This window comes from Proteiniphilum propionicum (assembly GCF_022267555.1).
GTDB lineage: Bacteria > Bacteroidota > Bacteroidia > Bacteroidales > Dysgonomonadaceae > Proteiniphilum > Proteiniphilum propionicum.
In genome coordinates this window covers 3,797,939-3,810,199 of the sequence record NZ_CP073586.1, presented here as the reverse complement: position 1 = coordinate 3,810,199, position 12,261 = coordinate 3,797,939, and the positions used below count along the sequence as shown (strand labels likewise).

Annotated in this window: 10 protein-coding genes; 4 read left to right on the top strand and 6 right to left on the bottom strand. The window is 38.0% G+C overall.

Annotation, left to right across the window (positions count from 1 at the left end; translation table 11 throughout):
- Positions 1–254 precede the first annotated feature (254 nt).
- Positions 255–1,271, bottom strand: coding sequence for a DUF1573 domain-containing protein (locus KDN43_RS15935; protein ID WP_238867576.1), 1,017 nt, complete (start codon positions 1,269–1,271; stop codon positions 255–257).
- A 226-nt stretch (positions 1,272–1,497) separates the two neighbouring features.
- Between KDN43_RS15935 and KDN43_RS15930 the strand changes: the two genes are divergently transcribed.
- Together KDN43_RS15930 and KDN43_RS15925 are read left to right on the top strand one after the other, a co-directional pair.
- Positions 1,498–1,797, top strand: a complete 300-nt coding sequence (locus tag KDN43_RS15930; protein WP_238867575.1) for a transposase — start codon at positions 1,498–1,500, stop codon at positions 1,795–1,797.
- The gene (locus tag KDN43_RS15925; RefSeq protein ID WP_238867574.1) at positions 1,794–2,687 is read left to right on the top strand and encodes an IS3 family transposase; all 894 of its coding nucleotides are present in this window, start codon (positions 1,794–1,796) and stop codon (positions 2,685–2,687) included. Before KDN43_RS15930 ends, KDN43_RS15925 begins: the two co-directional genes overlap by 4 nt.
- Positions 2,688–2,735: 48 nt before the next feature.
- Here KDN43_RS15925 and KDN43_RS15920 read toward each other — a convergent pair whose 3' ends face one another.
- Positions 2,736–4,490: an O-antigen ligase family protein gene (locus KDN43_RS15920; RefSeq protein ID WP_238867573.1), complete on the bottom strand. Its 1,755-nt coding sequence runs from the start codon at positions 4,488–4,490 to the stop codon at positions 2,736–2,738.
- 149 nt (positions 4,491–4,639) lie between these two features.
- The gene (locus KDN43_RS15915) at positions 4,640–6,334 is read right to left on the bottom strand and encodes a transposase (protein WP_238867572.1); all 1,695 of its coding nucleotides are present in this window, start codon (positions 6,332–6,334) and stop codon (positions 4,640–4,642) included.
- Between the two features lie 473 nt (positions 6,335–6,807).
- On the opposite strand from KDN43_RS15915, the gene KDN43_RS15910 reads away from it, so the two are divergent.
- A complete protein-coding gene (locus KDN43_RS15910) occupies positions 6,808–7,056 on the top strand; it encodes a GlsB/YeaQ/YmgE family stress response membrane protein (protein WP_238867571.1) in 249 nt (82 codons plus the stop codon).
- A gap of 163 nt (positions 7,057–7,219) precedes the next feature.
- A complete protein-coding gene (gene nadD / locus KDN43_RS15905; protein WP_238867570.1) occupies positions 7,220–7,804 on the top strand; it encodes a nicotinate (nicotinamide) nucleotide adenylyltransferase in 585 nt (194 codons plus the stop codon).
- Between the two features lie 17 nt (positions 7,805–7,821).
- Here nadD and KDN43_RS15900 read toward each other — a convergent pair whose 3' ends face one another.
- Genes KDN43_RS15900 through serB form a run of 3 tightly spaced genes read right to left on the bottom strand, consistent with a single transcriptional unit; the run spans position 7,822 to position 12,205 of the window.
- Positions 7,822–10,041, bottom strand: coding sequence for a tetratricopeptide repeat protein (locus KDN43_RS15900; RefSeq protein WP_238867569.1), 2,220 nt, complete (start codon positions 10,039–10,041; stop codon positions 7,822–7,824).
- Between the two features lie 8 nt (positions 10,042–10,049).
- Complete coding sequence (locus KDN43_RS15895; RefSeq protein ID WP_238867568.1) at positions 10,050–10,949, bottom strand: hypothetical protein; 900 nt, start codon at positions 10,947–10,949, stop codon at positions 10,050–10,052.
- Positions 10,950–10,972: 23 nt separating this feature from the next.
- Positions 10,973–12,205 carry a phosphoserine phosphatase SerB gene (gene serB, locus KDN43_RS15890; protein WP_238867567.1) on the bottom strand — a complete coding sequence of 411 codons (1,233 nt, stop codon included), beginning with the start codon at positions 12,203–12,205 and terminating at the stop codon, positions 10,973–10,975.
- Between the last annotated feature and the right edge of the window lie 56 nt (positions 12,206–12,261).

Below are 12,261 nucleotides of genomic sequence, written 5' to 3'. Positions count from 1 at the left end.
TGAATTACAAATATATGAAGACTCTTCTTTAACCCTTTTTATGTACATTGCATATTGCCAATTTCTGTACATTCAATCTTGCCGAAAATTGTACATGCGAAGTTACTGATTACAACAAAGACTAATCAAGTAAGTTTCACTATTTCTTAACAACAAAAAAGTTGTAAATACGAAAGGACAAATGTTCTGTATATATCATTTCAACAGAAAATTTAATAAAAAAATCTTTATCTACATTATCACCTCCTTTTTATTTATTCCACAAAAGCTTTTATTTTAACGGGCTCTAAACTATTAATAGCATTAGACACAAAAAGAATTTCCCTTTCTATTTTTCCCTTCTTATCGGACTTAAACTCTAAATGTAAAGTAATAGAATCATTTGGATTTATTATAAACGAGGTTTGCGTATCTATTAATCTAACGCAATTACAGCCAAGATCTATATTTTTAATATTCAATAAAGAGTTCCCTTTATTAAACAGTTCGATTTTCAACATTTCGGGCTGATTAATGATACAATTATTAAGTATTATTTCCTTGGGTTTGATAAAAAGTTTTGCTTCATTATCTGGGTTGTATTGATTGTCTACAATGTATTTTGCATTTTCAAATATATCAGAATAGATTCGCAAATAAGGAATATCATCAAATGTAAGTAGTTGTTTTGCCAAATAAATAGCTTCTTTTTCGTTTTTATATTTTTGTAAATTCAAACTCTTAAGATATATATTATAAGGATATTGGACTATATCTAAAGTATTATTAATGTCACTTTCAATATCCATTCCCTTGTCATATTGTAATTTACAAAATAGAATCTTGTTTAAGATATCTATTTTGTTTGCATTCTCCGACATATTGAATAATGGAGTAAAACCAAATTGATTACAAGATAGATCCCCATTTAAGGATTTATTGATACATTCAAAAGAGTATGTCGACGCACCCGTTATCGTGGCAAGTAACACCCCCGAAGAGGAAAATACACAAGTAATTACATGATTATCAGCCCCAAGCCATTGGGTGTACCATTTGTTTTCAGGTAATGCTACATTGATTATATTAAAAATTACTCTATCCGAATTTGTTAATATTCCTTTATCCATATTATTTAAATAAGAGGAAAAAATAGTTGAGCTGTCATTGAATAAAATAAGACAAATTGATTTTCTTTTTTCTTGTGCCAAATTTATAATTTCTTCAATAGCTACATTTTGATATATTTCATTGCTGACTTTATTACAAGCAGGAATTGTAAATAATACCATTAAACAAAGGAATAATATTATTAATTTTAGACGAAACATAATTCAAATTTCACAATGAACAAAATGAGTTTAATTTAACGAAAATGAAGTCATTGAATAGTTAAGTTGCAAACTTAGTGTTTTATTCACATAATACAAATTTTTCCGATAATTTTTAGTAAAAGCTGTGGAATTACTAACTTAGCCGGGACACAGAGTTAAGCATAAACGCTTATTTTTGTGTAATATGAGAAAACAAAGAACCCATTTTGACAAGGCATTCAAAGAGAATGCGGTCAAACTCAGTTTAGAACGCAAGAATATTTCCGAGCTTGCACAGGAATTGGGTATTGCACCCTTTCTTTTATATCGTTGGCGGAAAGAATACCAGCAGAAAGGGGAAGCCAGTTTCCCCGGACACGGTGTCCAGTCATTAAGTGAAGATAGCAAAAGGATTGCTGAACTGGAAAAACGTCTTGGCGAGGCTGAAACGGAGCGGGACATATTAAAAAAAGCTTTGAGCATCATCTCCAAGAGAGATCGTTGATCTATCTCTTTATAAAGGAATATAACTCGAAACAATGGACGGTCGAGGTGATGTGTAAAGTACTGAAAGTCCCCAGGAGCAGTTATTACCGCTGGCTTAAAGATCCGGAGGGCCAACGTAAGCGCAAATATATGGAGCTGGATGAAAAGATCAGGGATGCATATTTTGCTGCCAAGGGACGCAATGGAAGCCCCCGGCTGGCAAAGGATTTACAGGTATCCGGAACTCCTGTCTCGAGAACCACTGTAGCATACCATATGAAAGAAATGGGCTTGCGCAGCAAACTCTCGAGACGATTCAAAGTGACGACGGATGCCTCTCACAACTATAAGGTTGCTCCAAATCTGTTGAATCGCGAATTTAATCAAGATGAGCCTGTGAAAGCGTGTGTCTCTGACCTGACCTATATTCCGTGTAAGGATGGATTTCTTTATCTGACCTGTGTGCTGGATCTTTTTGATCGCAAACTGATCGGATGGTCCATAAGCGATCATATGAATGCATCCCATACCGTAATCCCTGCCATCAGGATGGCGAACAGGAACAGACCTTTTGGAGAAGGAATGATATTTCATTCTGACCGGGGCATCCAATATGCCTGCAAACAGACTGTAAACCTGTTGAAATCCTTGAATCTGGAGCAAAGTATGAGTGGAAAGGGAAATTGTTGGGATAATGCTGTGGCTGAAAGCTTTTTCAAAACTTTCAAATCTGAATTGGTCTATGGTACTAAACTCAAAACGAGAGAGCAAATGCGCTTGCATGCATTTGAATATATTGAAACCTGGTATAATCATAAAAGGAGATTCTCAGCATTGGGTAACTTAACCATTGATGAATTTTGGAATCAGTATAATCTTAAAAAAGAATCAATTAAAAATGTCGCTTAACTTTTTGTCTCAATTAAGTTTGCAAGTCCACTGAGCTATTTTTTCTACTTACTTTTTCTTTAAAAAATTCTCGGAACTAGCTAGCTCATTTAAATAAATTATCATTTTATTTTTAATACTACTTATGAATGGAGAAGGGACTTTTTCTTCTTTATTTAATATTTCTTGCGCCAAAGACTGAGCCTTTTCTTTTTGTCCAGTTGTTAAATAAAGTTCTACAAGTTTGTATAGTGGTGTGAATCTTATTGGACACATAGCCGCTGCTTTTTTTAGATATTGTTCTGTTTCGTGATAATGATGTAGTTGCAAATAGTTGTCCGCCATTAGCATTTGCAGATCATAGTCTGCCCAAAGTTTATCGCATTCGTCGGCTATTAGCAGGCTCTCATCATAATGTCCAGCAATATTCAATTCTGCAGCATAATTATAGAGAAACAAGTCGTTGTGCTGTAAATGCTTATAAAGGGCTTTATATCGGGGTAGCATTTGTAAAGTTTTACCTCTTAACGATTTATGAGCTATTGTATGCCATTCTCTTTCATATATGGTTTGACAAATTGTAATGTTCAACACAGCAAATGATGTTAGCAGAACCATACCTTTTATTAAATAATTTTTGTTCATTATCACCCTTCGTTCTTTGCTAAAAATTAACACAAAAGAAATCAGCATTACTATCATTAAACGGATAAATGGATAATTAAAAGGATATGAAAAAAGTCCACATATTACCATAGCTAAAAGGCTTAAGCGTATAGTCAATAATTTATCTTTATTATTATCTCGTGAATAATATAATGGGTAAAGTAGTAACAAAATCATAAGAAAGAAACCAACAAGACCATACTCCACAATATTCTTAAGAAACTCATTGAACGGATGACGTATGTTATCGGCTAGCATTGTGTATGTACTATGAGGATGTTTTGTGAAATATAGAGCTTGTTCGTTCATATAGTTTGCTGTAAAACCATTTTTCCCAAATCCAAAGATCGGTTTTTGAACTATTAATTGTCCCGTACATTTCCAGATAAATATTCGTCCATCAGCTGAGTCTTTTTTGATATAATAAAGTCCTGATAATACTAACACCCCTATAACAACAACAATACAATAATGAATTACTGAAATTTTAATTTTAGTTCGTTGCTTTATCCAATGTATTGTGAAAATTATCGTAATAACCATTACAGCTAATGTTGCCGTTCGTGCTCTAGACAATATTATAAGTATTATAATTGCTATAGAAATAATAATGTATATTATTTTTTTTCGTTCTTTGCCTTTGTTTACTCTATTTAAAACAAAAGGCAACAATAAAGACAATGAGGCAGAACTACCAGCTGGATTATCAAAAGGACCTGTTATATTTAATGTATTATGATAACTTGGCAACCAACCAACAAATTGAGCTATACAGCATACACATAGTAAAATCGCTATAACTGTACATATGGCAAATAATGTTTCTCTATTTTTTTTCGTTGTGAAAATATTGTAGAACAACAAAATAGCCAAACAGTATATTGCATTGGTGGCAATTGTCTCAATGTGCCATTTTCCTCTCCATGAATAATAAATGCATAGAGTTGTGATAATTAACAAGAATTTATATGGAGGCAAAAAAATCTGCTTTCTTCTCAAAAGAATGAAGCCTATTCCCCCTAATCCTATTCCTATTCTCATCCAAAGTAAAGGTGCTGTTATAAACCTATTTACAAAAACAGAAGGAATAAAGAAGAGCGTTCCAGTGAGAAGGAAAAACAGGTAATAAAATGAGATGTTTTTTAATACAAATTTCACTTAGTTTATTTTATTCTATTCGTATAAATTCAGTCAGATGCCAGGCGGTTCTTCTATTTCTGATCTTTCGATAAACTTTAAATAATTTATTTATAATGTAAAGTTACAACAATAACAATGAACATCAAAGTACTATGGATGAGTCCACTTTAAATAGTGGCAATTTTAAGTTTAAAAAAGTAATTCGTTGATTTTTCATTTCCTATTTTTGAGAAGCAAGGAAGTAAAAAATCAAACACGATAAAAAGTTTCTCCCTTATGGAGGTCTTTATATAGCGAAAATCGGTTATTAAACCATTTTCATGCGCTCTTTGACTTATTGTTATCAGATAATTTCCAAGGCGGACATGGTTTATCCATAAACATCTGGCGAAAGTAAATAATTTGTGCCTGAGCAAACCTCTGTATCGTGTTTTGTTGTTCCTCGTATGGAAGCAATACTGAAAGATGGTTGCCTCCACGTTGTTTCTTTTCATCTGTTCCTGCCCGGGGATAGCCGCGAGTTCGTGTCTTAGTTCTGCAGTTGCTATCTGTTCGTTCGTAAAATACCGGTACTTGCTCTTGCCTGTGGTGGCAATCCTCCATTTATCCCCGGTTTTGTATGCAGGGATAATCTCTCCGGTTTCGATATGGGTGACAACCAGCTCACCCTCCTTCATCTCCAGGTCATATTTAGATTGTCTCCCTTGTAATCCGCTTGTTATAAGTTCAATTGAGTTCATATCGGCAAACTCCCTGTTACCAGGGGATTGATAAGCACCATCGGCATAGACTTTCTCTATTATATCGGTGCTTACCTTCTCCTGGATGTTGGTAACGGCATCCTTCAGGTAGCCATTGTCTGCAGCACTTGCCGGTTTCACCTGAACGTTTACGATCAGGTTGGGTTTGTCCTTCTGTTCATCAGTGTCATCACAGGTCTCGGTGATGTTCACACTGTAGCCCTTTACCTTCTGGTCTCCTTTTTTTCGATAATCGGCATCGGGGTCATTGTGGTTTTGAACGCTCCTGGCCGTGATGTCCTCTTTGGGACGAAGGATAGCCTGTCCCTTGACCACCTCGTATTGCTCGTGGAAGACACGGTGAAGAAGGTCGTAGCCGGTAGTGGTCTCTGCAAGGCGTTTAAGAACCTGATAAATGAGCCCACCCAGGGAAGAGATTTTCTCGCCGAGAGTTTCACTGTTTAAGCGGTAAACCATATTCTGAGCATCTTCTTCTAAAAATAGAAGTACCTGTTTCCTGAGCCTGGGGTTCAAAAGAAGCATCCCCCTATCGCCCAGGTCCTTGATAAACCCGCGGAAAGTGTTGTGAATGATCTCGAAACGGGAGTACCAGGCGATGTTGCTGCCAATGAGCTTACTGTCCATACGGACAGATTTGCCGGATATCTTGAAGGTGGAGAGTTGGTCGCCAGTGAGCTGCTCGAAGCTCTTTTCCATCAGGTTTACACCATACCGGTTTTCGTATTCACAAATACGCCTTCTCAGTAAATAATAAGTATCGATAGAGGGTGCAACATCACTCAGGGAGACTAGACCCAGGGCTTTACGCACCAGGAGATCGAACTGGCATTTATCGAACAGATCTTCATCGCTACAGCCAAAACCCTCCTTGATGATGGACATTCCGATAATCACCCGTATGGAAGCATTGGGAGCGCCCATGTTACCCTGTTTGAAAAGGGGAGCAAATATGGTTTCGTCTATTTGGGAGGTGACGTTTGCATAAAACCGGTTGTGCCACGCCGCAGGATCATCATATTTTTTTGCCTCACGCTTACCCATTTGGGTGGAAGGTGTGGAAAACATGTCATATTGTGGATTTACAGATGTCTTCTTGAACATGATTTCTTCTCTTTTAGGTGATGCAAAATACGATTTTTTTATCTGATAACAAGGGATTTTCAGAGCGTTTTATCAACAAAAAACGGAAATAAAACAACAAAATTAAAGTCAGGGACTTTTTAAAGTGGACTCATGGATTATTTTCTTGTTTTATTTTTTTGCTTATTGCTTGTTTTTTCGAAACAAAGCACTTATATTTGTCAAATATAAACAAGCGTTCATTCCCTCAATGAAATTCGATGCAGATAAAACACATCCGCTCGTTTCCAAATCGTAACACATTTTGTGGATTACACTCTTTACTTCCTGTTTTTCAATAGAATACTTTTCAGATTAATCCGTTTCCCGCATAAGTTATTATTATTATTATGTTTAAATAATTTTAAACAATTTCATTCAAAGGTGTGTTTATAAATAGTGGAAACTCTTATTATCAGCAAATCACATAGTATTAACAACAAAAAATATTAATTATGAATTGGTTATTGTGGATTATTGTGGGTGCAGTAGCCGGATGGATTGCCGGCAAACTGATGAGAGGCGGCGGTTTCGGTTTTATTATTAATGTTGTGGTGGGTATTGCAGGAGCTATTGTGGGAGGATGGGTTTTTGGTTTATTGGGTATCACTACTGGTAACGGGATAACCGGCAACCTTGTTATCTCGCTCGTGGGAGCAATACTGCTGCTTTGGATTATCTCCATCTTCAAGAAAAAAGTATAGTGAATGGCCTGAGGAAAAGTTGATAAGCTTCCGCCCTATCAATAATGAATTACCTTGAAATATCTTACCCCAGAGACTTTTATATGCTTAGCCGGCCAATATAAAGACTTTTATGCAGAGGACTATTTTTTCAAGTGGGTTCAAAAACAAAAAACAAAATAGGATGCAAAAACGTGAAATCGGCATTTTTTCAGGATCTTTTAACCCCATACATGCGGGCCATCTGATACTGGCTAACTATATTAGAGAATTTACATATATAGATGAGGTGTGGTTTGTGGTATCTCCGCATAATCCGCTGAAGGAGGTTGCTGATCTGCTGGATGATGATATCCGTCTGGAGATGACGCGAAAGGCACTTGATAAGTTCAGCCATTTGGTTGTCTCAGACGTGGAGTTCCATATGCCCAGGCCCTCTTATACAATAGATACGCTGACAAAACTTACAAACATCCATCGCGACAAAAACTTCACGCTTATTATAGGAGGGGATAACTGGACAAAGTTTGACAAATGGAAAGATTATGAACGTATAATTGATCAATATAAGATCCTTATCTATCCTCGTTTGGGTGAAAGAATAAATATTCCTGATAAATTTCACAAATCTGTTCATGAGGTAAATGCTCCTATAATGGAGCTCTCATCTACCTTTATACGAAACAGTATAAGAGAAGGGAAAAACATGCGGGCCTTTGTCCCTTCTGTAGTGTATGACTTTATTGAGAAAAATGGATTATATAGATAAGATATTGATTCACAATATTACAGTCCCTCGTCATATCTTATCTTATCAAGGATAACAGGTAGAATGCCAGTGTTTACTCCTGCTTCCTGAAGTTCTTCTTCATCTTCGTCAAGCATGGATTGAAACGTTTCAAAGCTACCTGTATTTTGCAGAGACAACTTATAATATTCAACAGCTCCCTTAATATTTTCGAGACAGAGCTCTACATGACCTGCATTGAGATAATCGTGCGCATTTGCTTTCTTTTCCAGTATTTGCCTGTAATATTTTTGTGCCACATCGAACTTGCGCGATAGGAAAGCACACCAAGCTATTGACCGCCATGCGCGAGTATTGTTGCTGTCTATCAGCTCTACCTTAAAGTAGAAGTTAAGCGCCTTGTCATACTCCTTCAACTCCATATGGCAATGCCCGATGTTGAGCTGAATATTCAGGTCATCGGGGCGGAATTGTTCAAGCCTTCGGTAATATTCCAGAGCTGTTTCAGGTTCTTTCAACACACGGTAACAGTGTGCTATTCGGTTAAGTACCCATGTGTTATTTTCTTCAATCAAGTCGGCATGCAGATAGGCCTCCAGCGCACCGTTTATATCTGCCAGCATCTGTTTGCAATATCCTATTTTTTGCCATATCTCACTTTTTGTCAACCTAGTATTGGCAAGCATGGTATATGTAGATACAGCTTCGTTGAAATTGTTTTTTTCGAAATAGTAGAGGGCTATCTTTTCCAGATGATCGGGTTGCATAACAATTGGATGGAACGCTTTTATCCGGTGAAAATTGAGTGGAAGTCCAAAAATATCAATGAATTCAGTACGGCGTTGGAAAAGTTTGAAAAAGCGGTAGAGATCTTGTATATACTGTTTGAAGATGGTTTCCTCTTTTTGATGAGGTTTAAGTGCCTGTTCCTCCTCCTGCATCTTTTTAATCTCTTCACTTTCAGCTCCTAATTGCGATATCATCATTCTGCGATACTCCTCAGGCATCATCATAATGCTGAAACAGAACGAGTATTTGTCGGAGTTGCAGATCATTGCTGAACCCGACATAGTTTCAATGAACTGTGCCCCTTCCATTTTGTCGGCAAAGAGCTGCCGGATACTGCTGTGACCGGGATAGAAGGGCAGGAACCAGTTGCCCATTTCATTGAAAAAAGGGTATGATTTCAAGTTCGAGAAGGTAGAGTGGAACACATCGGCACCTTCGAGCTGCAGGTCTGAGAACTCCTTCAGTTTGTCTGTCAATCCGGTTTCATCAAGTATCTTCTGCCATTCTGGGTTTTTTTCATCGAACCCGGTTTCTCCCATCCACTCGTCGAGTTTGATCTTTTTGCCTATCATGGGACTCAGTTTCATCATTTCCGGAATAATCTCCTCCGTAAGTTTTTTAGTGATTTTCTCCGTCTCATGTGCCTGGATAAATCCTATTATGGCAGCAATGAACCTACGGTTGAACATTTTATCGTCGGATAACAGTTTTAACCTGTTACCTAACTCGGAATAGAGCTCCATCCGTGAGTTGTATATCTGGAAAACAGGGATGAGCCCTGTAATTGCACGAGCAGCAAGTTCCGGCTCGGGACGCCTGCAGAGGTCGAGCATAAACTCTATTTTCGTTGAATCGAACCGATGCAGAATATTCATCGTTATAGCGGAAATAACCATGCATTTGTCGTGAACAGGAATAATGTTATCATCCATAAAATTACGAAACGATTCAATATGGTCGCTGTTTGCCTTTGGCGAAACAAGGACGGCATAGAACAAGTCAATCAGTGTATTTTCATGCTCAAGTGAATTTTGTCTCACACGGCTTTGCTTTTCTGGACCCTCTTCAAGAAGGTCCAAAAAAGAGAGTGTGTCAATCTGTTTCGTAATTAAGTCTATGTATTCGTCTATGGAGAGAGGAGTGCGTAAATTCAAAAGCCGCTGTTTATCGAAAAAAAGGGTTGAACTGTTTTGAAGAAGAAGATATTCGGCAGCATCTTCAGCTACAGTATATATGTCGCGGATAAGCTTGTTGTAGATACGTCTATGTTCTGGATCTTTCTTACCCTCAATAAGATAATGAAGCATATAACGGTAATTGGTGGCAAGCTCAGATATCTTTTCCGAAACAGCCCAGTTATGCTGCACCGCTGCAAGTTCATTCACACAGTCAATTGCATCTTTCAGTCGCTTTCTTTCTATGTGAGAGTAGATTATTTCAAGTTTTTTCCCAATATCGAATGAATTCATAATTGTTTTCAGCTTGTTTTTTCTTTAATTATCAGTGTGGAAGGCAGAGAGTCTTTCCATTGCAACGGAGTACACATCAATTTGCTCAACCCATCAAGCCCTACGATTACAAGATCTTGCTGTCTGATGAAGTCAACTCCAATTTTTTTATCATCGTCCCATAAATAGACCCGTCCGTCGGTTTTCTTTACAATGAACTGATAGAGTTTTTGCATCTTCGGTTCGGACTGAATGATACCGATAGCATCCCAGACCATAATCTTTACATTCTCTTTCTGAGCTATCTGGTACACATAGGTGAATATGTGCACGTCTGTTTTTTGTAGTATCGGAACAAAAATTTTACTGACCTCTGACATGCCGTTGTCCACAAATATTCCAGTTGAAACAGTGTTCCTGTTTATGAGCGAATAGACATTCTTTAAAGTAGCTGCTTCATTCTCTCTGAACTGTTCATGTATAAATGTTTCGGTATTTGACTGATTGCTTTTCAGTATATTATATCTCTCAACCAGCGAAAGGTTGAATTCGTCAGGACATATTCCCAACAACACCAGATTGCAATTTTGTTCCTCTATAGTTTTCAGGATGTCGCCTATAAGGTCATCAGAATCTTTTACGAAAGCACGAAAAGTGATTTTACTTTTTTCACCTTTAGGTTTGAAATCGTTCAGAATTTTGTTCTGACAAACTATTATATTCTCTTCCTGCAACATTTTCTTATCATCAATGGCAAAATAAAGAAGAGTGATTGACGATTTTTCTGCTCTCTGCGGTGTAATGTAAGTAGCAAGAGTGCTTAACCTTTTACCGGTCTCAGTTTCAGTGAAACATACCAGTATATTGGATGGCCGTTTTAGTTCGGTTTCACCATCAAGACGGTTCCATAATATGTCTACAAAATCCATACCGTAGCGTTTTAGACGTTAATTTAATTATTCAGCATTTCGCTGTCGAGCATTGAGTCTTTGTAACCCAGAAAATAGAGGATGCCGTCTATACCCACTGTGGAGAGCGATTGGTCTGCGTTCTGTTTAACCTTTGGCTTAGCATGAAAAGCGATGCCAAGCCCGGCGATACCCAGCATGGGAAGGTCGTTGGCACCATCGCCCACAGCTACCGTTTGCCGGAGATCAATTTTCTCCACCTGGGCGATGAGTCGCAGCAATTCGGCTTTTCTTCTGCCGTCGACCACATCTCCCAGATAGTTGCCCGTGAGCTTGCCGTTTTTAATTTCCAGCTCGTTGGCATACATGTAATCGAATCCGTATTTCTCCTTAAGGTAGTTGCCGAAATAGGAAAAACCTCCTGAAAGAATGGCTGTTTTGAATCCAACTTTCTGAAGCACCTTCATCAGCCGTCCCAGTCCCTCGGTAATTGGTAGATTCTCTGCAATCTCCTTCATTACTGAAACATCAAGCCCTTCCAGCAACTTCACCCTCTGCCTGAAACTCTCTTCAAAGTCTATCTCGCCATGCATAGCCTGTTCGGTTATTGCCCTTACCTTATCTCCTACACCTGCTCTCTCTGCCAGTTCATCGATAACTTCGGTCTGAATAAGCGTAGAGTCCATATCGAAGCATATGAGCCGCCGCATACGCCTGAACATGCTTTCCTCCTGGAAGGAGATGTCGAAATTTAGTGATGAGGTGAGTTCAAGAAATGCTTCCTGCATCTGCTGCCGGTTATTGGGAGTGCCTCTTACCGACAACTCAACACACGACTTGGCAGCTCTCTGCTTCTCATCAAGCGGAATTCGTCCTGTCAGGCGTACAATATTATCGATATTGAGATTTTGCTCGGCAATAATTTTTGAAACTGCGGCAATTTGCCTGGCAGTGAGTATTCTTCCCAGCAGTGTGATGATATACCTGTTTTTACCCTGCATGCCTACCCAATTAGAGTAGCGTTCAGCCGAAATAGGAGTAAAACGGATGTTCACATCCATCTCATATGCTTTAAAGAGCAGGTCTTTCATTATCTCACCCGAGTTATTATTTTTCGATTTGAACAGAATACCCAACGACAGATTCCTGTGAATATCCGATTGCCCTATATCGAGGATGAAAGCATCATGCTTCGCAAGTATTTCCGTAAGGGCAGCTGTTAAGCCGGGTTTATCTTCTCCATTGATATTTAACAGTATGATTTCTGAATTCACCATAATTTTTTTACTCTTTACAAATCAGATCACACAAATGTGCCGATCAGTGTAAATAT